The sequence below is a fragment of the Pseudomonas sp. B10(2017) genome (assembly GCF_002113295.1).
GTDB lineage: Bacteria > Pseudomonadota > Gammaproteobacteria > Pseudomonadales > Pseudomonadaceae > Aquipseudomonas > Aquipseudomonas pudica.
Genome location: NZ_NEJU01000021.1, coordinates 1 through 25,356, shown reverse-complemented (window position 1 = coordinate 25,356; position 25,356 = coordinate 1). Strand labels below are relative to the sequence as shown.

Sequence of the window (25,356 nt, the reverse complement as noted above, 5' to 3'; positions counted from 1 at the left end):
ACCTTTTTTCTCTCTCTGTCGCGACTCACTTGAAAATGGTTATCAATATAATTAGCATCCTTGGCCCATACCCCCGTCATCGTTGGGCGAAACGGCCCCTAACGCGAGCAGATCGAACCCATGAGCCCGACGCCCGCCGAGCAGTTGCAGCCTGCCCGCCCCCGCCCACGGCAGATCAACACGCGCCACAGCCCATTGGGCAGATGGCTGGCACTGCTATTCCTGCTAGGGCTGGGCGCTGCAGCCTATCTGTACTGGCCGCTGATGCAGCGCCTGGGCAGCGAATTGCACACCGATGCAGGTGAGCGCCGCAGCATCCGCCTGGCCGACGGCACCACCCTGCACCTGGGCAGCGCCAGCGCGATTAACGCCGACCTGCGCGGCCGCACGCGCCAGCTGCAGCTGGTGCAGGGCCGGGTATACCTTGAAGTGATGCTCGACGGCCGAGCCATGGAAGTGACTGTGGGCGATGCGCGCGTCCAGGTGTTTGGTACCCGCCTGCAGGTCGCCCGCCATGCTGGTCATGACGAACTGGTGGTGCTCAACGGCAAAGCCATGGTCATCCAGCGCGGCGAACAGCGCATGGTGTCGGCGGGCGAGCGGGTAACCTTCGATGGCGCAAGTATCGGCCCGGTACTGAAAGCCGACCTCAAGGCCACCGATGGCTGGCGCATCGGGCAGTAGAAAGCCGGCGGCATGCCGTTGGACACGGCAGAACGCGGGCCTGGCCGCTAAGTTTTTGAAAGCGTGCAAATTTTTTTTGAAATGAGTGTTGACAGAGGGGCCGTTCAAGAGAATAATGCGCGCCATCGGCTACATAGCTCAGTTGGTTAGAGCATAGCATTCATAATGCTGGGGTCCGGGGTTCAAGTCCCTGTGTAGCCACCAAACAAGACGAAGGGCTTACCGCAAGGTAAGCCCTTTTTCTTTGCCTGCAAAAAATGCCCCCTACTGGACATGCAATCGCCACCTCAACGCATGCCGGTCACCGCCACAGCCAGGCCCAACCCGATCAGCGCCAGGCCGATTACCCTGTCCACCAGCCTCTGTCGCTCGATCATCGCCTTGCGCAATGCCGCGCTGGAGAAGAACACCGCCACCAGACTGAACCACAGCCAGTGGGCAACGGACATGAAAGCGCCGTAGGCAAAATCCAGCGCCAGCGAGCTGCCAGGCTGTACCACCTGAGTGAAGGCACTGATGACGAACAGCATGGTCTTGGGGTTGAGAGCGTTGGTCAGAAAGCCCGTGCGCAGGGCCTGCGTTACGCTGGCGGCGGATGCGGCAGCCCCGTCGAGGGTTAGGCGCCGGGTGTTGGTCAGCGACTGGTAGCCCAGGTAGACCAGGTAACCCGCGCCCAGCACTTTCATGCCCATAAACAGGGTCGGGCTCTGGCTGATGATCACCGCAATGCCCAGCACCGTGTACAGGACATGCACCTGCACTCCCAGGGCAATGCCCACGGCAGCCGCCAGCCCGGCCTTGCGGCCCTGTGCATAACTGCTTCGGGTGACCATGGCAAAGTCGGCACCGGGGCTGATGACGGCAAGCAGGGTGAACAGTGCGACGGCGATGAGTTCGGTCATGCTGGTGGCTCTCGATAGGCGATGGAAATGCACAGACCAGGCAATTATCGAGAGCTTATAGACCAGGAAAAATCGATTTATAGTGAAGCAAATCTGATAGTTTTTTTCACAGAGGTGTAGTGCCGGTGCCGGCCTCTTCGTGGGCTCGCCCGCTCCCACAGGTAACCCACATCTCTCAGTTGGTGTGAAACCCTGTGGGAGCGGGCAAGCCCGCGAAGAGGCCGGTACTGGCAACACAAATGCCATGAAACTGCCGCCACTCAACGCCTTCCGCTACTTCGACATCGCCGCCGAAACCGAGAGCTTCGTGCGCGCCGCCGAGCACCTGCACGTCACCCATGGTGCAGTCAGCCGCCAGGTGCGCCTGCTTGAAGAAAGCCTTGGTGTGGAGTTGTTCGAGCGCCGCAACCGGGCCATTTTCCTTACCCCTGCCGGCCGTGCCTTGCAAGGCACTACCCAGGCGATCTTCGAGCAGCTCGAAGGCGCCGTGCAGCGCTTGCAGCAACAGGCCCGCGACAACGTGCTGGTGTTGTCGTGCGAGCCGACCATCGCCATGCGCTGGCTGATCCCGCGCCTGCCCCGCTTCCATGCCGCCAATCCCGACCTGCAGTTGCACCTGGTGGCCGCAGGCGGGCCACTTGACTTCGCCCGCACCGGGGTCGACCTGGCAATTCGCCGCGATGATTTTCACTGGGACAAGCAGCTGTACAACCAGAAGATCTGCGACGAATGGATCGGCCCGGTCTGCCATCCCGCCGCCCCCACCCAACTTGAAGGCCAACGCCTGCTGCACAGCGCCACCCGCCCCGGCGCCTGGCCCAACTGGCTGCGCCTGAGCGGCCAGCAGGCCCGACATACCGAGCGCGGCGACTACGAGCACTTCTACCTGTCGATTCAGGCCGCCAGCGCCGGCCTGGGCCTGGCCATGGCCTCAGCCCTGATGGTGCGCGACGAACTAGACAGCGGCCAATTACAGGCGCCGTTCGGCTTTGTGCGTGATGGCTCGGCATACCACCTGCTCAGCCCCAAGCCGCTAGAAGACGATGGCAAGCGCCAGCGCTTCGCCACGTGGGTGACGGGTGAATGCAGGAGCTGCCTGGTTCATCTGGGCTTGATACAGAACGACGAACCTGCACGGCCGTCGCCACCCCAGGTGCGATAACCCGCGGTATCCAAATGAATACGCCCGGACGGATAGCGCCCCAGGCCCATGTTCCAGGCCTGGCCATACTGCTGCCAGAAACGGCACAGGGGGTTGGGGTCCGCCCAGTCGGGTAGCAGGATATCGACGGCGAACGCCCGGGTATGGGCGCTGTTGGCCGCCCCGCCGGCGCAGACGTTCAGGCGTGGGTCTCGATAGGCCGAAACCACCTCGAACTGGCGCAGGATGCCCTGGTCATCGAGCGTCTTGATCAGCGAGAGCGTCGAGCGCACCGCGGGCCAGTTGCTGGTGGGCGGCACGGCGAAGGGGGACGCGTGGCACAGCTTCCAGTCCGAAGCCGAACGCAGCAGTTGATGGATAGGCACCATGCCGTAAAGGCGGGCATCCACAAGCATCTCGCGAAATGGCCGTGTCTGATGGTCGCCGGCCCATTGAGCGAACAACCAGACATCACGCTCATCAGCCTTCGCCACCGCACACAACATGGCCAGCACCAGCGGCAGCCATCCAGCTCTTTTCATCCCTGCACCCCTTGCCACAGTATGTGCCACGCTGCCGAATACGGCTGCGCCCAACAAGGAGTTAAGCATGCACAAGATGGCAATACCGAGCCTTGCCGCCCTGGCCTTCAGCGGCCTTGCAGCCGCCGATGCGCGAATCGACCTGGGCGACGCCCAGCGCGTCACCCGCCTTTTCGCCTTCCCCAACAACTGCCACGTGATCTGTTATCGCGACTGGACCCTGGAGCAAACCGTAGAACACTATCTGACCCAAAGCGTTCGCCGCGACGGCCATGCCGCTGCCCAGGTACATGTAAGCCGCGACAACGATCGCCTGCACGCAACCATCAGTGGCGTACCCGCCAACTATGCAAAACCCCTGCGCAAGCTGCTCGACAGCGGTGATCTTGCCTATCAGGCAGCCACTCGGCTGAACGAGGAAGGCAAATGGTCCTATGACTGGTATCTGTTCCTGCCACTGGGCATGGCCCTGCAGAATCGCCGCAGCATCGAACTGCTGCACTTCCCGCCGGACTACTCGCTGACCCAGGCCCAGGACTACCTGCGCTCCAATACCACCGACCGCTGGGCCGAGCTGTTGACATTCAACGGCGTCGACGCCAGCCAGACCCCGGCCTACCAGACCATCATCGATATCGCTCCCATCGCCGCCCCCGCCAGCGCGGGTGAAACGCTGAAGGAAACCTACAGCTACTTCAAGGACTACCAGGTGCGCATGGTCAGCGAGATGACTCTGCAAAACCCCGCCAGGCCCCTGCCGATGGTGGCCTTCGGCGCGCCGGTACGCAGCTGGATCCAGCAGCAGTACGGGCCACAGGTAGATGTGCTGGGCCTGGTCAGCATCAGCCCGCAGCCAGGTGCCAAGGTGCCGGTGCTGGGTGCCAACCACCCTAGTGCCATCTGGTATGCCTCTAACAAGGACAGCCATGGTGGCGACCAGGATGCAGCCGATGCTGCTGGTTTGAAGATGATGGGGCAGGACCTGACGGCCGCCTGCTGGCAGGCGGGGATGGGGCGCAATCAGCGGGCCGACGCCAAGCTGACGCTGGATGCCTGCTCGAACAAGTGGCAGGTGACGCAGAAGAAACAGACCTGCGAACTGTTCTTCCGCACCGTGCGCAAGTACACGCCAGAGCAGGCCGCAGCCAAATGCAATACCGGCAGCGTGACCAGAAGCCTGCGCGACCTGGCCAAGCCGATGGAGGCCCAGCCACAGGACCTGTGAATGAAGCCCGCCCTGCTCAATCTTCGAGCAGGGTGCAGGCCATCACCAGCGCGTCTTCACGGCCGCCGGCAACCGGGTAATAGTCGCGGCGGCGGCCGATTTCGTTGAACCCGTAGCGCTCGTACAAACGATAGGCCGACTGGTTGCTGGCGCGCACTTCCAGGAAGCACTCGCGGCCATTGAGCTGGTAGGCCCGGGCCATCAGGTGCTCGAGCAGGCGCAGGCCCAGGCCGCGGCCCTGATTTTCCGGCTTGACGGTGATGTTGAGCAGGTGCGCCTCGTCGATGATCACGTTGATCACGCCGTGGCCCACCTGCTGCTGGCCGTCGAACATCAGCCAGACTTCGTACGACTTGAGCGCATCCTGAAAAATCCCGCGCGTCCAGGGATGACTGAACGCGGCATATTCGATCTTAAGTACGGCATCCAGATCCGCCTCGGTCATAGGGCGGAAACTGATCGAGTCACTCATTCAACGCTCTTCCAGCGCGCCATCAGCTGGCGCATGGCTTTCCAGACGTCCGCCTTGCGCTGCGGCTCGTCCATCAACAGTTCAAGGCCCGGCAAGGCCCAGGCTTCGCCCAGGCCCTCGAGCTTCAGGGGTTGGTAATAGGCTTCGCCGTCGACATTGGCGGCAAAGCGCAGCGCCGGCAGGCCGACCAGCCACAGGCAAGTGCACGGGGCGTCCTCCAGGCGCGCCTGGACAAAGCCCTGGACGAAATCGCGCGCCGCCTCCGGGCCCTGGTCCATGTTGCCGCGCACCAGCAGCGGCCAGCGCACCGGCTCGCCGATGATCTGCGGAGCGTCGGGCAGGCCGGCGGCGCGCAGCATGTCCTTGAGCAGCAGGTACGACGGGTCGCGGCTCTGGAACGGCTGGCCGGTGGCCAACTCCACCAGCAGCAGGCAACTGCCGGCACGCAGCAACTGCAAAGAGAAGCGCGGGGGTGGCACCGGGGCCGGGCGCGGTGGCGCGGCCTGCTCCTCGGCCTCGGCAGGCTTGGCGGCCGGCTTGGGCGCACTGCCCGGGCGCGGAATCTCGATTTTGGGCCGCTCGCCAGAGCGGGCCTGGGGAGTGGCCGGCGCCTCGTTGGCAGCCGGTGCCGGCCTTACGTCGAAATCGAGGTCCTCGACCGGCGCCACCGGCAGCAGCAGCTCGGGCCGCGACGGTGCGGCGAACGGCAGTTCGGCGCGCGGCAGCCAGTGCACCACTTGCATGGCGGAAAGGTAGGCGCGGCGACGGGGTTCGGTGAGCAAGGGGCGGGTTTCCGAGGGGTGAAGGCAATAGGGGATTCTAACGTGTACACCGTGGTTTTTGCAGCGCCTATCAGACCGAGCGCCGCGCGGGCGGCGCTCGGTCTGAATGCCACTACAAAAATCAAACCATACCCACTTACGCCATAAGGTTATCCCCCATTACAGACCAAGGGGTGAAAACCTCCCCCTCGGATGCAGTACAATCGCCCCCTTTTTCTTGGCAACGAGTCGAAGCCAATGATCGAACCCAAGCGCGTCCTGCGCGCCCTAGCCGAACACTGGGCCCTGATCGAGCCGCTGTGCGAGCGTTTCGACCAGGGCACCCTGAGCCTGGTCGAATTGCGTCAGCACGTGGCACGCCAGCAGGTCGAGAGCACCCCGCAGGACATCACCCAGCTGCTCGACGTGTGGATCCGCCTGGATATCCTGGTCCCGGTGGCCAAGAGCCCGAACCGTTTCGAGCTCAACGCGCAGATCCACGATTTCCTCGCCTACCTGCGCCGCGAACACCGGCTGGGCCTGTGTCTGGAGATCGAAGCCTATCTGCGCCATCTGGAGCGCCTGGCCGGGCATATCCAGGACGCCTTCGACAACCGCGACAGCGACGACCTGGCGCGCCAGCTGCGCCTGCTCGACATGCGCGTGCGCGATGTACTGAAGAAGCTCGACAACGACGAGCAGGCACTGGTAGCCGTGGCCGAGCGGGCCAAGACCAGCAACCGCCAGATCCCGCTGCGCCAGCGCTATGCCGAAGTACTGGCGACCTGGGACGAGTACGTCGAGCCGATGATCCAGCTGGTCAACGCCGATGGCGCCTTCGAACAGGGCGTGCGCAAGGTCGAGACCGTGCTGCTGAAGCTGCTGGGCGAACAGGCGCGCCTGGGCCACCTGGTCGACGACGACATGCTGTTGCGCACCCACGCGCGCATCCTGGAAATGCAGACCAGCGCCCAGCTGACCCTGCGCCACGCCCGCGAACTGCTGCTGCCTCTGCGTGAGGAAGCCCGCCGGCACAACGCCGTGACCCGTGGCGCCGCACTGGCCCTGTCGGTGATCCGGCGCAAGGGCATCGACGCCGTACCGCAAGCGGCCATGCCGATGTTCACCCGCCCGCAAAGCACTTTCCTCGGCAGCGCCAGCCAGGTCGAGGCCTATGTCTACGCCCTGGCCCGCTTCGAGCCCAAGCCGGCGCGCTTCCCCAAGGCCCACAAGACCCAGTCCGGCGCTCTGCCCCGTGCACCGCGCACGGTCAAGGAAATGGCCGAACGCTGCGAACAGGCCCTGCCGCTGCCCGACCTGATGGTCTGGCTGCTGGAGCAGGAGCCCGAAGGCGCCACCGACGAGCTGCTGTACTGGTTCTCGCGCCTGTCGCGGGAAAAGCGCTTCAAGCGCGAACGCCTCGACCGCCGCGAGTACATCACCCAGGAACACCTGGTCAGCCTGCGCTCGTTCGCCCTGACTTCCAGCCGCGAAGACGCCGCCAGCGCGCCTACCGAATCCAACGCGAGCCCAGCCCATGCATCTTGATCTTTCCGAACTGTCCCAGCTCGCGCCGATCTTCCGCGAGCTGTTCAAAGGCTTCCACGTCAGCCGCCGCGACCCCGAGCTGTACGCCCAGCTGTCGAACTTCCAGGACCAGTACCGCACCCTGTTCAAGGCCCTGGGCTTCGAACTGGTGTGCGACACCCGTGGCTTCTACTACTTCGTGCCGGACATGACCGCCGCGCAGGTCAACAAGACCGCGCAGCGCCTGTCGCTGTTCACCTTCATCCTGGTCGAACACCTGGCCGACCAGGGCCGCGACCCGATGGCCGTGCTCGATGGCGGCAGCATCGGCCGTGACGAACTGCCATCGCTGCTGGACAAGTACCGCGACCTGTTCCTGCAGGCCGAAGTGCAAACCGTGGACGAGCTGGAAGAAAAAATCCTGCGCCGCATGACACAGCTCGGCTTCGCCTTCGAGGAAGGCGGCATCTACCGCTTCCTGCCGCCTATGCATCGCTTCCTCGACGTGTGCCTGGCCGTGCAGCAGGACCGCGACCTGGCAGCCACCCTGCACAGCGACCTGCCGCTGCCGACCCCGGTACTGGTCGAGGAAGAAAGCCCCGAAGAACTCAACCGCACCGACGACCCGCTCGACCTCAGCCCGTTCGAGGGCGAGGAAAGCGAAGAGGAAGCCCTGGCCCGGGCCATCCGCGAAGAGCAACAGGAGATTGACGCATGAGCCAGGAACGCTACGGCATCCGCCGCTTCGCACTGCTCAACACCGCCGGCTACAGCCTTGGCCTTTTCCCGCTGGAACAGCCGCTGTCGGTCTACGGTGCCAACAACCTGGGTAAATCGGCGTCGATCAACGCCCTGCAGTTCCCGATCCTGGCGCGCATGTCGGACATGAGCTTCGGCAAGTACAGCCTCGAGCAGTCGCGCCGCTTCTACTTCGCCAGCGACACCTCGTACATTCTCTGCGAACTGAGCCTGCCCCACGGCCCGCACGTCATCGGCGTTGTCGGCCGCGGCCCGGGCGGCGGCTTCGGCCACCAGTTCTTTGCCTACAAGGGCGAACTGGACCTGGCCCACTATCAGAAGAACGACACCTGCCTGCGCCAGAAAGAGCTGTTCACCAACCTCGAGCGCCTGGGTATCAAGGCCTACGAGCTGAAGCCGGACGAACTGCGTCGTCTGCTGGTTGGTGGCCACACCTCGGTGCCGCTGGACCTGACCATGATCCCGCTGCGCTCGACCAGCGAACAAAGCCTGAAAACCTTCCGCGCGTTGTTCATCAACCTGCTGCACATGCGCGAAATCACCGCCGCCAAGCTCAAGCAGCTGTTCCTCGACGCCTTCGAGCACAGCCTGCGCTCCGGCAGCGTCGACTACATCGCCGCCTGTGAGGAAGCCTTCCGCGACGTGCGTCGCATGGAACAGGACTACAACGCCCTGGTCGCCGCCGGCCCGCTGGTCGAGGCCCTGGCCGGTGGTGTGGCCCAGCGCGACATCCTGCGCGGCAAGCTGCACCGCATTTCGCCAGTGCTCGACACCCTGCTGGGCACCTGGCAGGAATACGCCATGGCTCGCAAGGAAGAGCTGGTGATCCAGGCCGAACACTACCGTGGCGAGCAGGACCGCCTGCAGAACGACCAGCGCGGCGGCACCCAGGAGCTGATGCGCCTGGAGCGTGAAATCACCGGCATCCAGCGCTGGCTGGGCGAGCTGTCGGTGCTCAAGCACCGCTTCGCCCTGGTCGATGACGTCAAGGTGCTGGAGCAGCAACTGCTGGCAGCCAAGGACGCCCACGACGAACTGGCTGGCGCCCTCGCCCAGTCGCGGCAGTTCAGCGCCGAAGACCTGGACGAACGCGTCCGCGACCTGGAAAAGCGCCTGAAGCAGGTCAAGCAACAGCTCGACCACGCCGACAACAACAGCTATGCCCGCCTGCGCGAAGAGTTCTCGCAGCAGGACGTCGACCGCCTGATGCGCCTGTTCAACGGCGCACTGTTCAGCCTGCCGCTGGGTGACCGCGGTATCGAACTGGACGACAGCGACCTGTGGGTAAAATCGCTGGAAGCGGTGCTCGATGGCTTCAAGGGCGAACGCTTCGAAGCCCCGGGCCTGTCCATCGACCTTTCGCACATCGACCCACCGGCACTGCAGGCCCTGGCCGACCGCGCCGCCCTGCGTGACCAGAAAGAGCGCCTGGAAAAAGAGCTGAAGCAGCTCAAGACCCAGCAAGCCGTAGCCGCCGACCGCTCCGCCTCCAAGGCGCAGACCGAAGCCCTGTACCAGGAAGTACTGGACGCGCAGAAGGCGCTGGAAGACTTCCGCCGCAGCGAAACCCTGGCCGCCGAAGAGCCCGAGAAACTGGAACAGCTGTCGCAGCTCGAAGCCGCCCAGGATGAACTCAAGCGCTCCAGCGACGCCTTCACCGAACGAGTCCAGCAACTGTCGGCCAAGCTGCAACTGGTCGGCCGACAGATCGGCGACCTCGAGGCCAAGCAGCGCACCTTGGAAGACGCCCTGCGCCGTCGCCAGCTGCTGCCGGCCGACCTGCCCTATGGCACGCCGTACATGGAAGCCATCGACGACTCGATGGACAACCTGCTGCCGCTGCTCAACGACTACCAGGACAGCTGGCAGAGCCTGCAGCGGGTGGACAACCAGATCGAGGCGCTGTACGCCCAGGTGCGCCTGAAAGGCGTGGCCAAGTTCGACAGCGAAGACGACATGGAACGCCGCCTGCAGCTGCTGGTGAACGCCTATGCGCACCGCACCGACGAAGCCCTGACCTTGGCCAAGGCCCGCCGCGCCGCGGTCACCGACATCGCCCGGACCTTGCGCAACATCCGCAGCGACTACGACAGCCTCGAGCACCAGCTGGCCCTGTTCAACCGCGAGATCAACAGGCGCCAGGTATCCAACCTGGAGAGCTTCCGCGTGGTGCTGGCGCCGAACAAGGAAGCGCTCAAGCACATCGACCAGATCATCCACAGCGCCGGTCAGTACGAAGAAGGCGAAACCCTGTCGGTATTCGACCTGACCCAGAGCGCCGAGCAGGACAACAAGAACGAAGAGGCCAAGGAATACCTGGCACGGCTGGTGGCGGCCAACCACAACCAGCTGGGCCTGAAGGACCTGTTCGAGCTGGCGTTCGAGATCACCAAGGTCAACGGCCAGCCGGTGATCCACGCCGACATTGACGGCGCGGCATCCAACGGCACCACCATGACCATCAAGGCGCTGACCAACATGTACCTGTTGCTGCACCTGATGGACCGCGACCTGGCCGGGCGCATCCGCCTGCCGTACTACCTGGACGAAGCGGCGGACATCGACGAACGCAACCAGGCTGCGCTGCTGGAAACCAGCCTGCAGCTGGGCTTCGTCCCGATCCTGGCGAGCGTGAAGCCGCAGGTGTCTGCGCGCGTGGCGATCGACCTGGAAGGCGGCAGCGGGCCGAATGGCATCTACATCGACGAGGCGGACTGGAAGTTCATCAGCCGTCGAGATGAGGTGAAGGCGGTTGTGCGTGAGGATCATCAGGCCGAGGAATTGGCCTGATATCGGATTAGTGGGCCGCTTTGCGGCCCTTTCGCCGGCAAGCCAGCTCCCACAGGTATTGCACAAGCCCCGAGGCCTGCACTGTACCTGTGGGAGCTGGCTTGCCGGCGATGGAGGCCAAAGGCCTCCCGGCGATCTGTCAGGCTATCAATGCGCCCAAGGCAGAATCGGAATCGCTGTCACCGCATTCTGCGGGCTGCCTTCGATCATGCGGTCGCTGTACACCAGGTACACCAGCGTATTGCGCTTCTTGTCCAGGAAGCGCACCACCTGCATGGTCTTGAACACCAGCGAGGTGCGTTCCTTGAACACTTCCTCGCCATCCTTCAGCTCACCCTTGAAGCTGATCGGCCCGACCTGACGACAGGCAATCGATGCCTCCGCCCGATCTTCCGCCAGGCCCAATCCACCCTTCACGCCACCAGTCTTGGCCCGTGACAGGTAGCAGGTCACGCCCTCGACCTTGGGGTCGTCGAACGCCTCGACCACAATACGGTCATTCGGCCCGAGGAACTTGAACACGGTGGACACTTGGCCGATTTCCTCGGCCCCGGCCAGCATCGGCAACGCCAGTGCCGCCACGGCAATCATCCTTTTCAGCACGTGCCCGCCCTCAGACCAAGACCAGGTTGTCGCGGTGCACCAGTTCAGGCTCCGCGATATAGCCCAGGATGCTTTCGATGGCATCCGACGGCTGGCCAATGATCTTCTGCGCTTCCAGGGCGCTGTAGTTGGCCAGGCCGCGCGCCACTTCAAGGCCGTCCGGGCCGACGCACACCACCATCTCGCCACGACGGAAGCTGCCCTGCACGGTTTTCACGCCAACCGGCAGCAGGCTCTTGTTGGCCTGGCGCAGCGCCTGCACGGCACCGGCATCCAGCACCAGGGTGCCACGGGTCTGCAGGTGACCGGCGAGCCACTGCTTGCGTGCCGCAAGCATGCCGCGCTCGGGCGACAGCAAGGTACCCAGGCGTTCGCCAGCCTTGAGGCGATCCAGCACGCGCTCGATGCGGCCACCGATGATGATGGTATGGGCACCGGAACGGGCTGCCAGGCGCGCGGCGCGCAGCTTGGTCTGCATGCCGCCACGGCCCAGAGCGCCACCGGTACCGCCGGCCACCGCGTCCAGTGCCGGGTCGTCGGCGCGGGCCTCGTAGATCAGCTGGGCTTCGGGGTTGTTGCGTGGGTCGGCGTCGAACATGCCATCGCGGTCGGTGAGGATCACCAACAGGTCGGCCTCGACCAGGTTGGCCACCAGCGCCGCCAGGGTGTCGTTGTCGCCGAAGCGGATCTCGTCGGTAACCACGGTATCGTTTTCGTTGATCACCGGCACCACGCCCAGGTCGACCAGCGTGCGCAGGGTGCTGCGGGCGTTCAGGTAGCGCTTGCGGTCGGACAGGTCGTCATGGGTCAGCAGGATCTGCGCGGTGTGCTTGCCGTGCTCGCCGAAGCTCGACTCCCAGGCCTGCACCAGGCGCATCTGGCCGATCGAGGCAGCCGCCTGCAGCTCGTTCATCGCACTCGGTCGCGACGTCCAGCCCAGCTGGCTCATGCCGGCAGCCACGGCCCCGGAGGAGACCAGTACCAACTCCACGCCTGCCTCACGCAGCGCGACCATCTGCTCGACCCAAACGGCCATGGCACCGCGGTCGAGGCCTTTGCCATCGGCGGTCAGCAGAGCACTGCCAATCTTCACGACCCAGCGCTTGGCGCCCGTCACCTTGCTTCGCATCTTCTTCCAACCTATGTCGAATCTGTAGATACCGTGGATACAAAAACGCCGCTCCAAAGAGCGGCGTTTAGTGTACTGCAACCGGTCAGTCGCGCACGTAAATGATTTCCGGGCCGTCTTCGTCGTCCTCGAAATCATCGTCCCAACCGTCATCGTCGCCGATGTCGTGCACGCTCTTGACGCCGGTACGGCGCAGGGTACGGGCATCGTCCAGGGCCTGCAGCTGGGCACGGGCTTCGTCTTCGATGCGCTGGTCGAGGTCGGCCAACTCTTCGGCGTAGGCCGGGTCGTTGGCCAGGCGGTCGGCGCGGTCTTCGAGGTAGCGCATCAGATCGTGGCTGAGCTTTTCGGTGCCCTGCTTGGAGATGGCCGAGATCACGTAGACCGGGCCTTCCCACTGCAGGCGCTCGACCACTTCCTTGACCCGCTCGTCGCGCTCGTCGTCCATGACCATGTCGGCCTTGTTAAGCACCAGCCAGCGTTCACGCTCGGCCAGCGACGGGCTGAAGCGGGTCAGCTCGTTGACGATGACCTCGGCGGCATCGGCCGGGCTGCTTTCATCCAGCGGCGCCATGTCCACCAGATGCAGCAGCACGCGGGTACGCGCCAGGTGCTTGAGGAAGCGGATACCCAGGCCAGCGCCTTCGGAAGCACCTTCGATCAGGCCGGGAATGTCGGCGATGACGAAGCTCTTCCAGCGGTCTACGCTGACCACGCCCAGGTTGGGCACCAGGGTGGTGAACGGGTAGTCGGCCACTTTCGGCTTGGCGGCCGAAACCGAACGAATGAAGGTGCTCTTGCCAGCATTCGGCAGGCCCAGCAGGCCGACGTCGGCCAGCACTTTCATTTCCATCTTCAGGTCGCGCTGCTCACCCGGCTTGCCCGGGGTGGTCTGGCGTGGCGCACGGTTGGTGCTGGACTTGAAACGGGTGTTGCCCAGGCCGTGCCAGCCACCTTGGGCGACCATCAGCTTCTGGCCCGGGGTGACCAGGTCACCGATCACTTCCTGTGTGGAGGCGTCGATCACGGTGGTACCGACCGGCACACGCAGGAACAGGTCGTCGCCTTTCTTGCCGGTGCAGTCGGTGCTGCCGCCGTTGGCGCCACGCTGGGCCTCGTGATGACGGGTGTAGCGATAGTCGACCAGGGTGTTGAGGTTTTCGTCGGCGATCATGTACACCGAACCACCGTCGCCACCGTCACCACCGTTGGGGCCACCGTTTTCGATGAACTTCTCGCGACGGAAGCTCATGCAACCGTTGCCACCGTCACCGGCCTTGACCCGAATGGATACTTCGTCAACAAACTTCATTCAAAACCGCCTCTCGCCTGTTGGCGAGTTGAATACCTGAAAAACCTGAGGCTCTTGCAAAAATGAGCGCGGCGGCCCCGTACGACCGTAGAAACCCACGCCGGCAGCCCATACAAACAGCTTTGCAAGAGGCTCACCACAAACGAAAAAGCCCCGTCGCATGACGGGGCTTCTGGAGCGACGTCGCGATTAAGCGGCGACGATGCTCACGTAACGGCGCATGAACTCGCCTTTCTTCTCGAACTTGATCACGCCTTCGATCTTGGCGAACAAGGTGTGATCCTTGCCCATGCCAACGCCGTAGCCAGCGTGGAATTCGGTGCCGCGCTGACGGACGATGATGTTGCCTGGCTTGATAGCCTGGCCGCCATACATCTTCACGCCAAGGCGTTTCGATTCTGAGTCGCGACCGTTACGAGTACTACCACCAGCCTTCTTGTGAGCCATGGTTCAATTCTCCAAATAAATTCAGGGGATCTAGGGGATTAAGCCTGGATACCGGTGATTTTGATCTCGGTGAACCACTGGCGGTGGCCCATACGCTTCATGTGGTGCTTACGACGACGGAACTTGATGATGCGAACCTTGTCGTGGCGGCCTTGCGAAACGACTTCGGCCACTACTTTAGCGCCAGCAACAACTGGAGCACCGATGGTGACTTCTTCACCGTTGGCGACCAGCAGGACGCGATCGAAGGTCACGGATTCGCCAGTGGCGACTTCCAGTTTTTCGATCTTGAGGAATTCACCTTCAGCGACTTTGTACTGCTTGCCGCCGGTAACGATTACTGCGTAAGACATGGTATTTCTCCGATAATCCTGCTCACCCAGCGCTTTATATGATGAGTATTGGCTGGCATGGCTGCACAGGGCTGGAACGGCCCGGCGCAATTGCGTAAGGCAGGTGCTGCCCAGGAAGTTAGGGTGCGCGATTGTACGCAACCGCGGTTTTGCTTGCAAGTACCGCCCCCGGGGCGCTGGCACCGCGCCTTGACACACCGGGACCCGCGACCTAGCATGCCGCGCAACCTCACTGGAGCAGCCGATGCAACCCCAATCCTTCTACCGCGCGGTGGCTGATGATTTCAGCGCCGTCGACGAGATCATCAAGAAGCAGCTGACCTCGCGCGTGCCGCTGGTATCGAAGATCGGCGACTATATCACGTCCGCCGGTGGCAAGCGCCTGCGCCCCTTGCTGGTGCTGCTGTGTGGCAAGGCCCTGGGCCGCGAAGGCGACGACCTGCGCCTGCTGGCTGCCACCATCGAATTCCTGCACACCGCTACTCTGCTGCACGACGACGTGGTCGACATGTCTGGCATGCGCCGTGGCCGCTCCACCGCCAATGCCCTGTGGGGCAACGCACCAAGCGTGCTGGTGGGCGACTTCCTCTATTCGCGTTCGTTCGAGATGATGGTCGAACTGGGCTCGATGCCGGTCATGCAGATTCTGTCCAAGGCCACCCGCGTGATTGCCGAAGGTGAAGTTCTGCAACTGTCGCGGGTACGCGACGCCAGCACCACCGAGGAAGTCTACATGGAGGTCATCCGCGGCAAGACCGCAATGCTGTTCGAAGCTTCGACCCACAGCGCCGCCGCGCTGGCCGAAGCCACCGACGAACAGCGTGAGGCCCTGCGTACCTTTGGTGACCACCTGGGCGTGGCGTTCCAGCTGGTCGACGACCTGCTGGACTACAAGGGCGATTCGCAGACCCTGGGCAAGAACGTCGGTGACGACCTGGCCGAAGGCAAGCCTACCCTGCCGCTGATCTACACCATGCGCGAAGGCACCGCCGAACAGGCTGCGCTGGTGCGCCAGGCGATCCAGAAGGGCGGCCTGGAAGACCTGGAGCAGATTCGCGTGGCGGTAGAAGAGTCGGGTGCACTGAAGTACACGGCGGAGCTGGCGCGTGACTATGTGAAGCGTGCGATCCAGTGCCTGGAAGTGCTGCCGGCCAGCGAATATCGTGATGCGCTGGTCGAGCTGAGCGAGTTTGCGGTCGCGCGTACTCACTGATAGACCGAGTCGTATTCTTCGCGGGCTTGCCCGCTCCCACAGGGACCGCGCAAGCCTCAAAGGTAGCGCAGACCCTGTGGGAGCGGGCAAGCCCGCGAATGCTTTTGTCCGGACATAATCACTTCTGAAAAAATACCTTATACAATTCGGGTTTTTAACCGCCCGTCTGTTTGTTTGAGGAACCGAAGTGAGCACTCTGCCACCCTGCCCGAAATGCAACTCCGAATACACCTATGAGGATGGCACTCAGCTGATCTGCCCTGAATGTGCCCACGAGTGGTCGGCCAGCGGCGACGCCGAAGCGGCCAGCGACGAGGTGGTGAAGAAGGACTCGGTCGGCAACATCCTGCAGGACGGCGACACCGTCACCGTGATCAAGGACCTCAAGGTCAAGGGCTCGTCCCTGGTGGTCAAGGTCGGCACCAAGGTCAAGAACATCCGCCTGTGCGACGGCGATCACGACATCGACTGCAAGATCGACGGCATCGGCGCCATGAAGCTGAAGTCCGAGTTCGTGCGCAAGGTCTGATTTTCCATAAAACCGCCAATTGGCGCTTGCTATTAAGATAATAAGAATTATTCTCATTGGAACTGCTTTCCAAGGAGAATAGCCATGACTTATCTGATCGACGCCTGGCTGGACCGCCCTCACCCTTACCTGCGCATCCTTCATCGGGAAACCGGCGAAGTGTGCGCGGTGCTTGAAGAAGAAGCGCTCGACGAGCTGCGTGACCAGGGCGACCTGGACATGAGCGGGCTGAATTCGAGTGAACCTGGGGTGCTCAAGGAGCTGGTGCGGAATCTGTTTCTATTTTGCTATGCGCGGGCGTTGCGCCCCGGGGGAACAGACTGGAACTGACGGACCTGGCGAGGGCTTCGCCCTCGGTCGCGACACAAGGCCGCTCCTACAGGTGCATGCGTTCCCCTGCAGGAGCGGCCTTGTGTCGCGAATGGGCCGCAAAGCGGCCCCAGCGGTATTACAGAACGTCGAGCAGCTCGACGTCGAATACCAGCACGCTGTGCGGCGGGATGCTGCCAACGCCTTGGGCGCCGTAGGCCAGCTCGCTCGGCACGTACAGGCGCCATTTGCTGCCAGCGTTCATCAGCTGCAGGGCTTCGGTCCAGCCAGCGATCACACCACCTACCGGGAATTCAGCCGGCTGACCACGGTCGTAGGAGCTGTCGAACACAGTGCCGTCGATCAGGGTGCCGTGGTAGTGGGTGCGCACGTTGTCTTCGCGGGTCGGCTTGGCGCCTTCACCTGCGGTCAGTACTTCGAACTGCAGGCCCGAAGCCAGGGTGGTAATGCCGTCACGCTTGGCGTTCTCGACCAGGAATGCCTTGCCAGCGGCAGCAGCGGCTTCAGCCTTGGCAGCTGCTTCGGCTTGCATCACGTCGCGGATGACCTTGAAGCTGGCCGACAGGTCGGCTTCGCTGACGCGGCTGTCGGCGCCATTGAAGGCGTCGGTCAGGCCGGCCAGGATGGCTTCCAGGCTGACGCCTGGTGGCGGGTTGTCGCGCAGTTGGCCGCCCAGCTGACGGCCGATGCCGTAGCTGACGCGAGTTTCGTCGGTGGACAGGTTGAGTTCGGACATTGTCGTGCTCCACTGCAGGGCGCAGTGAAGCCGCGCCCTTGATGAAAAGGGCGAGCAGCCTAGCACACTGGGGCGCTGCGAGCAGCTACCAGGCCGAGCGCTGGGAAATCGGCACCTTCAAGTCTTCTTCCGGGTGCGTGCCCATGCCGCACATTTCGTCCTGTACCGACCAGTGCACCAGGTTCATCGAGACCATGGGGATGGTTTGCAGCAACTTGCGCGCATCCTCCACCGAATGCACGCGCAAGCGTTCACCACGGGCATCGGACAGGGGGTGGGGGTGGCCTTTGATCCGGGCCTCTAGCAGGTAGTCCCCGCCTTCGATGGCGATCAGGTTCAGTTCGTCGACATGGCCAGCCCTGGCCTCGGTGTTGAGCTGATGCAGGTTCATGAGAGCACCTCGCGATGGGAACCACGCATGAGAGCTCATTTTTTGTACAGAAAGGGCGAATGCACAAGGCATGACCGACGCCGCTCGTCAGGTGGACCGTGCCGGCCTCTTCGCGGGCTTGCCCGCTTCCACAGGGATTGCGAAGAGGCCTGAAAGGCTCAGTGCTTGGTCAGCTTGTCCAGGTAGCCCATGCAGAATGCCGAGACCACGAAGGTCATGTGGATGATCACGTACCACATCAGGTAATCGGTGGAGATGTTCTGTGCGTCCATGAACACCCGCAGCAGGTGGATGGATGAAATGGCCACGATCGACGCGGCAACCTTCATCTTCAGCGACGAAGAGTCCATCTTGCCCAGCCAGTTGAGCTTTTCCTTGCTCTCGTCGATGTCCAGTTGCGAAACGAAGTTCTCGTAGCCGGAGATCATCACCATCACCAGCAGGCCACCCACCAGCGACATGTCGATCAGCGACAGGATCACCAGGATCAGGTCGGCTTCGCTGAGGGCGAAGACGTTGGGCAGGACGTGGACCACTTCCTGGAAGAATTTCAGCGCCAGGGCCAGCAGGCCGAGGGACAGGCCGAAGTAGATGGGGGCGAGCAGCCAGCGCGAGGCATACATCGCGTTTTCGAGGATACGTTCCATGGAGTGTCGGGACTCATCAGGTGACTAAAAAAGCGACGGCGAGTATAGCCAGCCACCTGTTACAGCAAAAGCCCGGTGAATCGGGGCTGCTTTGCAGCCCAATCGCCGGCAAGCCAGCTCCCACAGGTTGATCACCGACCTGTGGCCATTGCTTTACCTGTGGGAGCTGGCTTGCCGGCGATGAGGCCAGTAAAAGTTACTCAGGTCTCAGGATGAAACTGGTAATCCCCCAGGTTCCGACACCGCTCACCATTGATCCGCCGCAACTGCGCCTGCAAATGCAAACACCAGATCTGCGGATCCTCGGCCACCTGGTAACCATGCAAGGTCAGGCTGTCGACAATGGCATTGAGCACCGATTCGGCCACCAGCGGCCCATGGAACGGCCCTTGTGCCTTGATCGCGGACGGTTGTTCACCGGCCATGCCGGCGGCAAACAGCAGCGTCCACATGCCGTTGTCCCCGGCCAGCGGACGGATGCTGCATTCGATGCGGGTCACCAGGCCCAGGCACTGGCGAGTGAGGCTGAGATTGCGCATGGCCGCGCCCCCTCCAATAAGCCTTGTTCAGCCTGAAATTCAGGCTGTCTCCATCCTGAACGCTGATACCGTCCTTAAGTTCCAGCATAGAAGAACGGTAAAGAAAGATGGAAAACCGGCGCTGAACGGTAGCACATCGCCGCCAGCGCCGGTTTATTGACTCAGGCAGGCTTGGCCTGGGCAATCACCTCTTCCAGGCGTTCTTTCTCCGCCTTCTCGATTTCTTCCTCGCCAATCATCTCGGCGATCTCGCGCAGGCGCTCCACCACCCGGGCGTTGACGCTGCCTTCGGTGAACTGACCCTTGTCATCCAGCACACCGGCCTCCTCGCCCACCAGCAGGCTCAACGCCTCGTCGGCCTGGCTGACCGCGTACACGTGGAACATGCCATTCTCCACCGCCTGAAGCACGCGCTCGTCGAGCATCAGCGTGGCAACGTTGGCACGCGGGATGATCACCCCCTGCTCACCGGTCAGGCCACGCGCCTCGCACAGGCGGAAGAAGCCCTCGATCTTCTCGTTGACCCCACCCACTGCCTGCACTTCACCAAACTGGTTGATCGAGCCAGTGATGGCGAAGCACTGCTTGAGCGGCGTGCGCGACAATGCCGAAATCAGCGTGCAGGCTTCACCCAGCGAGGCGCTGTCACCGTCCACATAGCCGTAGGACTGTTCCAGGGCGATGCTCGCCGAGATCGCCAGCGGGAACTCCTGGGCATAGCGGCTGCCCAGGTAGCCGGTGAGGATCATCACCCCCTTGGAGTGGATCGGCTGGCCTAGGTTGACCTCACGCTCGATGTCGACGATACCGCTGCCACCCGGGTACACGGTGGCGGAGATACGCGCCGGCATGCCGAACGCCGAATCGCCCACTTCGAGCACGGTCAGGCCGTTGCACTTGCCGATGGCCGCGCCTTCGGTGTCGATCAGGATGATGCCGGCGAGCATGTCGTCCAGCACCCGCTGCGAAACACGCCCGGTGCGGGTGGCCTTGGCCTTGAGCGCACGCTCGATGTGCCCGGCGTCGGTCATTTCGTCACTGGCCAGCTGGCGGATGAAATCGGCTTCGCTGACCAACTGGAACAGGTCGCCGATACGCGCCGACAGGCGCGACTGGTTTTCCGCCAGGCGGGCGCTGTAGGTAGCCAGACGCGCCACCGCGTCACTGGTCAGTGGCGCCATGCCTTCTTCATTGGTGCGGGTACGCAACAACTGGGCAAACTGCTCCAGGTTCTCGTCGACCATGGGCATGTCTTCGTCGAAGTCCACCAGCACCCGGAACATCTCCTGGAAGTCCGGGTCGTGGTCCTGCAGCGCGTAATACAGCTGACGCGAGCCGATGATGACCAGCTTGATGTTCAGCGGGATCATCTGCGGCGTCAGGCTGACGGTGGCCACCCGGCCCAGCTCGCCCAGTGGCGACTCCATCTTCAACTTGCGCGACTGCAGCGCACGCTTGAGCGCGTCCCAGACGAACGGCTCGCCCAGCATCTTCTCGGCTTCCAGAATCAGGAAGCCGCCGTTGGCGCGGTGCAACGCACCCGGGCGCAGCTGGCGGTAAGAGGTGTACAGCGCTCCCTGGTCGGTGCTGTATTCGATACGGCCAAACAGGTTGTCGTAAGTCGGGTGCGGCTCGAACACCACCGGCGCACCGCCGTCGGCGTGGTGGCCGACCACCAGGCTTGGGGCGTACTGCTCTTCCAGCAGCTTGCGCGCGGCCGCGTCGGTCTTGCTGTCATCGACCAGTTGCTCGACCACGGTACGCAGCAGGTTCAACTGCACCGACTGCAGGTAGGCGCAAACCGCGGCGTTCTCGGCGTACTTCTCCGACAGCGGCGCCAGCAACGGTTGCAGGGCCAGGGTGATGGTTTCTTCGTTGAGCTGGCGCAGTTGGTTGTTCGACTCGCGTTTCCATTGCGGCAGGCTGGCCAGCTCTTCGTTCAGGCGTTCCTCGAGCAGGGCGATATCCTCGTGGAACTGCTCGCGCACCTCCTCTGGCAACTGGGCGAATTCGGCTTCGTCCAACGCCTTGCCGTCGGCCATCGGCGTGAAGGCGACGTTGCTGGCGTCACGGTACAGGGCCACGTCCTTTTCCAGCGAGGCGCGCTCGATCACATCCAGGGCGCGGTCGTAACGCTGGTTGAAGGCGCGGTCGATGGCGCCCTTCTTCTGCTGGTACGACGGGTGCTCGAACACCGCCGGGAAGGTCGACAACAGGTTGTCGATCAGCCCGTTCATGTCCGCGATGAACGCCCCGGCGCTGCCGGACGGCAATTCCAGCGCGCGGGGCTCACGGGTGTCATCGAAGTGGTTGACGTAAACCCAGTCGGCCGGGGTCTGCTGGCGCTTGCCCTCGGCCTTGAGGTAGCGCTTGACGAACGAGAAGCGGCCGGTACCAGGCTCGCCCATCACGTACACATTGTAACCAGGGCGCGGCATGGCCACGCCGAACTGCAGGGCCTCGACAGCACGCTCCTGGCCCAGGACTCCGCGAAACGGCTCCAGATCGTCGGTATTGGTAAAGGCAAACTGCTCGGGGGAGAAACGCCGGGTCAGGGCTTCAGGCGCGAGACGCAGGCGCGCAGCGACAGGATCGGGCATTGGGTTTCCTTACTTCGGCGGGGCAGATACGCAGCATTCTGGCGCTGCCCGCGCGCGCCTTGCAAGGCTCCACGGGACTTTATGTCGCAGCCGATGCGGGTCATGTAACAGCAAATTTTTCGCAATCAACAACGCAACTCTTAGATCGTGCCTAAACTCCAAGCTGCGCGGGTGGGTGAAAAGCTTTCCCGACCTGGCAACCGAGTTGCCAGAAACCCTGACCCTTGGTTAAGTCAAATAGAGAACAAATGCTATGAAACGGATTCTTCTGGGTACTCTGTTCACCGTGGTCTCGATCAATGCCATGGCCGAAGCGCCAGGCGGCCCGAACTGCGGCTGGGGCAACATGCTGTTCGAAGGCCAGCGCGGCACTCCGGCACACTTCCTGGCTTCTACCACCAACGGCACCTCCGGTAACGCCACCTTCGGCATGACCTCCGGCACCAACGGCTGCTCGACCAAAGCGTCGCTGACCTACGGCGGCAAGTCCTGGTTCGCCATGAACGGCATGATGAACGAACTGTCCGAAGACATGGCCATGGGCCAGGGCGAAGCGCTGACCACCTATGCCGTGGTTCTGGGCGTGGCTCCGGAAGACCGTGGCTACTTCGCATCGGTCACCCACCAGCACTTCAACCAGATCTTCAGCAGCGCCGACGTCACTGCCGAAACCGTCCACAGCAACACCCTGGCTGTTCTGAAGAACGACCCACGCCTGGCCAAATACGCAACCGAGGCCTGAGTGCAGCTGCTCCCGCCCCGACCCCGGGGCGGGTTTCGCCTTTTTTCGGCATCGTTAAGAAGTAGTTGCCCGACATGCTCAAACGCTTCGTATCCCTGGCGCTGTGTGCCTGCGCCCCTGTTCATGCCGCGCCCGTGCTGGACCAAGGCCGTGTCCAGCAACTGGCCAACACCCCTTACTGGATTGCCCTGGGCCATTACGAAACCGCCAAGCTGGGTGGCTGGCGCAGCTATGTGGACGATGATGCGTTCTTCCTTGCCGAGGATGGCGCGCACCACCCCGACCAGGAGCTGCAAGCCACGGTCGAAGCGCTGTACGCCCCGGCCAGCCTCGGCGACAAGCATGCCCAGTGCGTGTTCCCGGCACGCACCCGCTGGCTGCGCGAACAGCTCGACCTTCAGAACCTGCCGCAACCGGACTGTAAGGAATTCACCACCTGGTACCAATCGATCGACCCGCACAGTGCGGCGCTGATCTTCCCGGCGGCCTACCTGAACAGCCCGTCATCGATGTTCGGCCACACCTTGCTGCGCATCGACCAGTCCAACACCCGCAGCGACGACACCACGCTGCTGAGCTACGCGATCAACTTCGGCGCCTATATCGAAGGCAGCGACAACAGTATCCTGTACGCCTGGAAGGGCCTGATGGGCGGCTACCCTGGCCTGTTCGCGCTGATGCCCTACCAGGAAAAACTGTCCGAATACCGCAGCCTGGAAAACCGCGACCTCTGGGAGTACCAGTTGGACCTGACCCCGGAAGAAACCGGGCGCATGGTCGAGCATGTGTGGGAGTTGAAGCAGATCCAGTTCGACTATTTCTTCTTCGACGAAAACTGCTCGTACCGCCTGCTGGAACTGCTGCAGGTGGCCCGACCAAGCCTGGACCTGACCTCGCAGTTCCCGCTGACCGCCATCCCGACCGACACGGTGAAGGCCGTGAAGCAGTCCGGCCTGGTCGCCAGCGAGACGTACCGCCCCTCTCGCGAACGCGAACTGCTGGCCCGGGCCGAGCCGCTCGATCACGACGAAAAGCGCCAGGTGCTGGCTGCAAGCGCCGATACCTCGCACCTGCAGAGCCCCGAGTTCAAGGCCCTGCCCCGCCAGCGCCAGGCGCTGGTGCAGGATGCCGCGTACCGCCTGGAGCGTTACCGCGCCAATGGCCAGGAGCGCGACCCTGGGCAGGCCAAGCGCAGTTTCGAACTGCTGCGGGCGATCAACAGCAACCCGCCACCGCCCCTGCAGATCGAGCGCCCGGGCCTGCCCGAGGACGGCCACGACTCGCGCACCTGGCAGTTGGGCGTGGGCACCCGCGAAGACCGCGCCTACGCCGAATACGGCCTGCGCATGGCCTACCACGACCTGAATGACAACGCCTATGGCTTCCCGCTGGGGGCGCAGATCGAGATCCTGCAGCTGAAGCTGCGCCAGTACGAAGGCAATGACTGGCAGGTGCAGCGCCTGGACCTGGCCACCATCCGCTCGCTGACGCCGCGCAACGAGCTGCTCAAGCCTTGGTCGTGGCAGGTGGCCGGCGGGCTGGAGCGGGTGCCGGGCAAGCATGATGACGAAGTGCTGGTGAGCCATGTGAATGGCGGGGCCGGCGGCACCTGGCAACTGGCCGACGGGTTGCTGGGCTTTGCCTTGGGCACGGTGCGAGTCGAGCACCACAATGATTTTGCCCAGTTCATCGCCCCGGCGGCGGGCTTCAATGGCGGGCTGCTGTGGCGCAACGGGCTGGGCAACATGACGCTGGAGGCCAAGGGCGACTACTTCACCAATGGCGAGGTGCGGCGCAGTGTGAGCCTGAACCAGCAGTGGGAGATCAGCCAGAATCTGGGCCTGCGGTTGAGTGCATCGCGGGAGTTCAGCCACCTGGCCACGGCGCAGAACGAGGTGATGCTGGAGTTGAAGTGGTATCACTACTGAGGCCGCCTTGCGGCCTTTCGCGGGCATGCCCGCTCCCACAAGTACTGCACTGGCCTCGAATCTGGGGTGATCCTGTGGGAGCGGGCGTGCCCGCGAATGGGCCAGTGAGGTCAGCAGAGCAGTGTGAACCAACCGAGTCTTTGACACTGTTTTGACGGCCCCCCGACAAACCGCCACCTAGACTTTCCAGTATCAACCGGAGGGTTTTGTGGTTATGTCGCGGTACTGGTTTGGCGTGTGCATGGCGTTGATGCTGTCTGGTTGCGAAACCACCCACGAGCAGATGGTCAACCAGGGCTATCCCCCCGCCTATGCCGATGGCTTCCAGGACGGCTGCAGCAGCGGCCGCCAGGCGGCAGGGCTGATGGTCGGCGGCTTTCGCAAGGACGTGCCGCGCTACCTGCACGAGCGCCAGTACGAAAGCGGCTGGGACGACGGCTTTCGCCAGTGCCACGCCATGCAGGACAGCGAAGAACAGCGCCAGTACCACGAGCGCTTCTGGGACCAGCGCGAGCGCGACTGGGAGCAGGAAAAGGACCGCGACGCCGCACGCGCCTATCGCCACAACTGAGTCGCAAACGGACATCCCTTGAAACCGGCGGCCTGCGATGATGGTCTCCTGCACAAGGAGGCCACGCATGAGCCGAGCATTCGTCAACGAAGACCAGGCCGCCGCCCAGGCTGATCAGCCAGTCGAGCGACGGGTCAGCGAACAACCCAACTACGTGACCGCCAGCGGCCTGCGCCAGCTGCAGGAGCGCGTGGCCGAACTGAACGCCCTGCGCAGCGAACTGCAGGCACAGGGCGAACGTGGCGACAAGCAGCGCCTGGCGGATACCGAACGGGACCTGCGCTACTTCAGCGCGCGGGCGCAGAGTGCCCAGGTGGTGCCGACGGCGACGTCGCGGAGCAAGGTGCAGATTGGTAGCCGGGTGCGGTTTGTCGATGCGCAGGACCAGGAGCAAGTGGTAAGGCTGGTGGGCGAGGACGAGGCGGATGCCGGGCGGGGGTTGATCAACTGGGGGTCGCCGCTGGGGCGGGCTTTGCTCGGGGC

26 protein-coding genes, 1 tRNA gene and 1 pseudogene are annotated in these 25,356 nt (G+C 63.3%); 14 read left to right on the top strand and 14 right to left on the bottom strand.

The window, feature by feature from the left end; translation table 11 throughout:
- Positions 1-138 precede the first annotated feature (138 nt).
- A pseudogene (locus CAF92_RS21580) lies at positions 139-681 on the top strand (FecR family protein); the annotation flags it as partial.
- 130 nt (positions 682-811) lie between these two features.
- Positions 812-888 (top strand) — tRNA-Met (locus tag CAF92_RS21575).
- Positions 889-971: 83 nt separating this feature from the next.
- Here CAF92_RS21575 and CAF92_RS21570 read toward each other — a convergent pair.
- Positions 972-1,586, bottom strand: a complete 615-nt coding sequence (locus CAF92_RS21570) for a LysE family translocator (protein WP_085601887.1) — start codon at positions 1,584-1,586, stop codon at positions 972-974.
- Positions 1,587-1,830: 244 nt separating this feature from the next.
- Between CAF92_RS21570 and CAF92_RS21565 the strand changes: the two genes are divergently transcribed.
- The gene (locus CAF92_RS21565; RefSeq protein ID WP_085601886.1) at positions 1,831-2,748 is read left to right on the top strand and encodes a LysR substrate-binding domain-containing protein; all 918 of its coding nucleotides are present in this window, start codon (positions 1,831-1,833) and stop codon (positions 2,746-2,748) included.
- Here the strand turns inward: CAF92_RS21565 and CAF92_RS21560 are convergent.
- Entirely contained in the window at positions 2,688-3,269 is a 582-nt protein-coding gene (locus tag CAF92_RS21560; RefSeq protein ID WP_085601885.1) for a D-Ala-D-Ala carboxypeptidase family metallohydrolase, read from the bottom strand. The two genes, CAF92_RS21565 and CAF92_RS21560, sit on opposite strands and share 61 nt — an antisense overlap.
- 67 nt (positions 3,270-3,336) lie before the next feature.
- Between CAF92_RS21560 and CAF92_RS21555 the strand changes: the two genes are divergently transcribed.
- Positions 3,337-4,494, top strand: coding sequence for a hypothetical protein (locus tag CAF92_RS21555; protein WP_046616793.1), 1,158 nt, complete (start codon positions 3,337-3,339; stop codon positions 4,492-4,494).
- A gap of 16 nt (positions 4,495-4,510) precedes the next feature.
- Here CAF92_RS21555 and rimI read toward each other — a convergent pair whose 3' ends face one another.
- Positions 4,511-4,966 carry a ribosomal protein S18-alanine N-acetyltransferase gene (rimI, locus tag CAF92_RS21550; protein ID WP_046616794.1) on the bottom strand — a complete coding sequence of 152 codons (456 nt, stop codon included), beginning with the start codon at positions 4,964-4,966 and terminating at the stop codon, positions 4,511-4,513.
- Positions 4,963-5,748 (bottom strand): energy transducer TonB, encoded by a 786-nt coding sequence (locus CAF92_RS21545; protein WP_085601884.1) that lies wholly within the window; start codon positions 5,746-5,748, stop codon positions 4,963-4,965. The genes rimI and CAF92_RS21545 overlap by 4 nt, the downstream gene beginning before the upstream one ends.
- 237 nt (positions 5,749-5,985) lie before the next feature.
- Between CAF92_RS21545 and mksB the strand changes: the two genes are divergently transcribed.
- Genes mksB through mksF form a run of 3 tightly spaced genes read left to right on the top strand, consistent with a single transcriptional unit; the run spans position 5,986 to position 10,803 of the window.
- Complete coding sequence (gene mksB / locus CAF92_RS21540) at positions 5,986-7,275, top strand: Mks condensin complex protein MksB (protein ID WP_024086237.1); 1,290 nt, start codon at positions 5,986-5,988, stop codon at positions 7,273-7,275.
- Entirely contained in the window at positions 7,265-7,972 is a 708-nt protein-coding gene (gene mksE / locus CAF92_RS21535) for an Mks condensin complex protein MksE (protein WP_013970824.1), read from the top strand. The genes mksB and mksE overlap by 11 nt, the downstream gene beginning before the upstream one ends.
- Positions 7,969-10,803 (top strand): Mks condensin complex protein MksF, encoded by a 2,835-nt coding sequence (gene mksF, locus CAF92_RS21530; protein ID WP_046616798.1) that lies wholly within the window; start codon positions 7,969-7,971, stop codon positions 10,801-10,803. The genes mksE and mksF overlap by 4 nt, the downstream gene beginning before the upstream one ends.
- Positions 10,804-10,950: 147 nt before the next feature.
- Here mksF and CAF92_RS21525 read toward each other — a convergent pair whose 3' ends face one another.
- The 5 genes from CAF92_RS21525 to rplU form a co-directional block, all read right to left on the bottom strand.
- Positions 10,951-11,394 (bottom strand): CreA family protein, encoded by a 444-nt coding sequence (locus CAF92_RS21525; RefSeq protein WP_038407896.1) that lies wholly within the window; start codon positions 11,392-11,394, stop codon positions 10,951-10,953.
- Between the two features lie 22 nt (positions 11,395-11,416).
- Positions 11,417-12,535, bottom strand: a complete 1,119-nt coding sequence (gene proB, locus CAF92_RS21520) for a glutamate 5-kinase (RefSeq protein ID WP_085601883.1) — start codon at positions 12,533-12,535, stop codon at positions 11,417-11,419.
- An 85-nt stretch (positions 12,536-12,620) separates the two neighbouring features.
- Positions 12,621-13,847: an Obg family GTPase CgtA gene (gene cgtA / locus CAF92_RS21515; RefSeq protein ID WP_046616802.1), complete on the bottom strand. Its 1,227-nt coding sequence runs from the start codon at positions 13,845-13,847 to the stop codon at positions 12,621-12,623.
- 189 nt (positions 13,848-14,036) lie between these two features.
- Positions 14,037-14,294 (bottom strand): 50S ribosomal protein L27, encoded by a 258-nt coding sequence (gene rpmA / locus CAF92_RS21510; RefSeq protein ID WP_046616804.1) that lies wholly within the window; start codon positions 14,292-14,294, stop codon positions 14,037-14,039.
- 38 nt (positions 14,295-14,332) lie between these two features.
- Entirely contained in the window at positions 14,333-14,647 is a 315-nt protein-coding gene (gene rplU, locus CAF92_RS21505) for a 50S ribosomal protein L21 (RefSeq protein ID WP_003247466.1), read from the bottom strand.
- A 244-nt stretch (positions 14,648-14,891) separates the two neighbouring features.
- Between rplU and CAF92_RS21500 the strand changes: the two genes are divergently transcribed.
- The 3 genes from CAF92_RS21500 (at position 14,892) to CAF92_RS21490 (ending at position 16,719) form a co-directional block, all read left to right on the top strand.
- Positions 14,892-15,860, top strand: coding sequence for a polyprenyl synthetase family protein (locus tag CAF92_RS21500; protein WP_003256318.1), 969 nt, complete (start codon positions 14,892-14,894; stop codon positions 15,858-15,860).
- A 187-nt stretch (positions 15,861-16,047) separates the two neighbouring features.
- Complete coding sequence (locus tag CAF92_RS21495; protein WP_009686103.1) at positions 16,048-16,389, top strand: zinc ribbon domain-containing protein YjdM; 342 nt, start codon at positions 16,048-16,050, stop codon at positions 16,387-16,389.
- An 84-nt stretch (positions 16,390-16,473) separates the two neighbouring features.
- On the top strand, positions 16,474-16,719 hold the full coding sequence (locus tag CAF92_RS21490; RefSeq protein ID WP_003256316.1) for a hypothetical protein: 246 nt from the start codon (positions 16,474-16,476) through the stop codon (positions 16,717-16,719).
- A gap of 118 nt (positions 16,720-16,837) precedes the next feature.
- Here CAF92_RS21490 and CAF92_RS21485 read toward each other — a convergent pair whose 3' ends face one another.
- The 5 genes from CAF92_RS21485 to CAF92_RS21465 all read right to left on the bottom strand — a co-directional run bounded on the left by CAF92_RS21485 (position 16,838) and on the right by CAF92_RS21465 (position 21,632).
- Positions 16,838-17,455: an FKBP-type peptidyl-prolyl cis-trans isomerase gene (locus CAF92_RS21485; protein ID WP_025337633.1), complete on the bottom strand. Its 618-nt coding sequence runs from the start codon at positions 17,453-17,455 to the stop codon at positions 16,838-16,840.
- An 85-nt stretch (positions 17,456-17,540) separates the two neighbouring features.
- Positions 17,541-17,846, bottom strand: coding sequence for a DUF6482 family protein (locus tag CAF92_RS21480; protein ID WP_015268897.1), 306 nt, complete (start codon positions 17,844-17,846; stop codon positions 17,541-17,543).
- 158 nt (positions 17,847-18,004) lie between these two features.
- A complete protein-coding gene (locus CAF92_RS21475) occupies positions 18,005-18,493 on the bottom strand; it encodes a TIGR00645 family protein (RefSeq protein ID WP_003247486.1) in 489 nt (162 codons plus the stop codon).
- Between the two features lie 200 nt (positions 18,494-18,693).
- On the bottom strand, positions 18,694-19,032 hold the full coding sequence (locus CAF92_RS21470) for a hypothetical protein (RefSeq protein ID WP_003247487.1): 339 nt from the start codon (positions 19,030-19,032) through the stop codon (positions 18,694-18,696).
- 161 nt (positions 19,033-19,193) lie between these two features.
- Positions 19,194-21,632 carry a Lon protease family protein gene (locus tag CAF92_RS21465; RefSeq protein ID WP_046616150.1) on the bottom strand — a complete coding sequence of 813 codons (2,439 nt, stop codon included), beginning with the start codon at positions 21,630-21,632 and terminating at the stop codon, positions 19,194-19,196.
- Positions 21,633-21,885: 253 nt separating this feature from the next.
- Between CAF92_RS21465 and CAF92_RS21460 the strand changes: the two genes are divergently transcribed.
- The 4 genes from CAF92_RS21460 to CAF92_RS21445 form a co-directional block, all read left to right on the top strand.
- A complete protein-coding gene (locus CAF92_RS21460) occupies positions 21,886-22,374 on the top strand; it encodes a DUF3015 domain-containing protein (RefSeq protein ID WP_003256313.1) in 489 nt (162 codons plus the stop codon).
- A gap of 74 nt (positions 22,375-22,448) precedes the next feature.
- A complete protein-coding gene (locus CAF92_RS21455; RefSeq protein ID WP_085601882.1) occupies positions 22,449-24,302 on the top strand; it encodes a DUF4105 domain-containing protein in 1,854 nt (617 codons plus the stop codon).
- Between the two features lie 214 nt (positions 24,303-24,516).
- Complete coding sequence (locus CAF92_RS21450; protein WP_046616152.1) at positions 24,517-24,873, top strand: hypothetical protein; 357 nt, start codon at positions 24,517-24,519, stop codon at positions 24,871-24,873.
- A gap of 67 nt (positions 24,874-24,940) precedes the next feature.
- Positions 24,941-25,356, top strand: a 416-nt coding sequence (locus CAF92_RS21445; protein ID WP_085601881.1) for a GreA/GreB family elongation factor, incomplete at its 3' end; no start/stop codon positions are given.

What these genes read in the sequence shown, in the direction of transcription:
- rpmA (WP_046616804.1), bottom strand. Translation starts at nt 14,294, where the DNA reads ATGGCTCACAAGAAGGCTGGTGGTAGTACTCGTAACGGTCGCGACTCA.
- mksB (WP_024086237.1), top strand. Translation starts at nt 5,986, where the DNA reads ATGATCGAACCCAAGCGCGTCCTGCGCGCCCTAGCCGAACACTGGGCC.
- CAF92_RS21455 (WP_085601882.1), top strand. Translation starts at nt 22,449, where the DNA reads ATGCTCAAACGCTTCGTATCCCTGGCGCTGTGTGCCTGCGCCCCTGTT.
- CAF92_RS21460 (WP_003256313.1), top strand. Translation starts at nt 21,886, where the DNA reads ATGAAACGGATTCTTCTGGGTACTCTGTTCACCGTGGTCTCGATCAAT.
- CAF92_RS21470 (WP_003247487.1), bottom strand. Translation starts at nt 19,032, where the DNA reads ATGCGCAATCTCAGCCTCACTCGCCAGTGCCTGGGCCTGGTGACCCGC.
- CAF92_RS21570 (WP_085601887.1), bottom strand. Translation starts at nt 1,586, where the DNA reads ATGACCGAACTCATCGCCGTCGCACTGTTCACCCTGCTTGCCGTCATC.
- CAF92_RS21475 (WP_003247486.1), bottom strand. Translation starts at nt 18,493, where the DNA reads ATGGAACGTATCCTCGAAAACGCGATGTATGCCTCGCGCTGGCTGCTC.
- CAF92_RS21485 (WP_025337633.1), bottom strand. Translation starts at nt 17,455, where the DNA reads ATGTCCGAACTCAACCTGTCCACCGACGAAACTCGCGTCAGCTACGGC.
- rimI (WP_046616794.1), bottom strand. Translation starts at nt 4,966, where the DNA reads ATGAGTGACTCGATCAGTTTCCGCCCTATGACCGAGGCGGATCTGGAT.
- mksE (WP_013970824.1), top strand. Translation starts at nt 7,265, where the DNA reads ATGCATCTTGATCTTTCCGAACTGTCCCAGCTCGCGCCGATCTTCCGC.
- CAF92_RS21565 (WP_085601886.1), top strand. Translation starts at nt 1,831, where the DNA reads ATGAAACTGCCGCCACTCAACGCCTTCCGCTACTTCGACATCGCCGCC.
- CAF92_RS21480 (WP_015268897.1), bottom strand. Translation starts at nt 17,846, where the DNA reads ATGAACCTGCATCAGCTCAACACCGAGGCCAGGGCTGGCCATGTCGAC.
- cgtA (WP_046616802.1), bottom strand. Translation starts at nt 13,847, where the DNA reads ATGAAGTTTGTTGACGAAGTATCCATTCGGGTCAAGGCCGGTGACGGT.
- CAF92_RS21555 (WP_046616793.1), top strand. Translation starts at nt 3,337, where the DNA reads ATGCACAAGATGGCAATACCGAGCCTTGCCGCCCTGGCCTTCAGCGGC.
- CAF92_RS21465 (WP_046616150.1), bottom strand. Translation starts at nt 21,632, where the DNA reads ATGCCCGATCCTGTCGCTGCGCGCCTGCGTCTCGCGCCTGAAGCCCTG.
- CAF92_RS21525 (WP_038407896.1), bottom strand. Translation starts at nt 11,394, where the DNA reads ATGATTGCCGTGGCGGCACTGGCGTTGCCGATGCTGGCCGGGGCCGAG.
- CAF92_RS21450 (WP_046616152.1), top strand. Translation starts at nt 24,517, where the DNA reads ATGTCGCGGTACTGGTTTGGCGTGTGCATGGCGTTGATGCTGTCTGGT.
- CAF92_RS21490 (WP_003256316.1), top strand. Translation starts at nt 16,474, where the DNA reads ATGACTTATCTGATCGACGCCTGGCTGGACCGCCCTCACCCTTACCTG.
- mksF (WP_046616798.1), top strand. Translation starts at nt 7,969, where the DNA reads ATGAGCCAGGAACGCTACGGCATCCGCCGCTTCGCACTGCTCAACACC.
- proB (WP_085601883.1), bottom strand. Translation starts at nt 12,535, where the DNA reads ATGCGAAGCAAGGTGACGGGCGCCAAGCGCTGGGTCGTGAAGATTGGC.
- CAF92_RS21560 (WP_085601885.1), bottom strand. Translation starts at nt 3,269, where the DNA reads ATGAAAAGAGCTGGATGGCTGCCGCTGGTGCTGGCCATGTTGTGTGCG.
- CAF92_RS21500 (WP_003256318.1), top strand. Translation starts at nt 14,892, where the DNA reads ATGCAACCCCAATCCTTCTACCGCGCGGTGGCTGATGATTTCAGCGCC.
- rplU (WP_003247466.1), bottom strand. Translation starts at nt 14,647, where the DNA reads ATGTCTTACGCAGTAATCGTTACCGGCGGCAAGCAGTACAAAGTCGCT.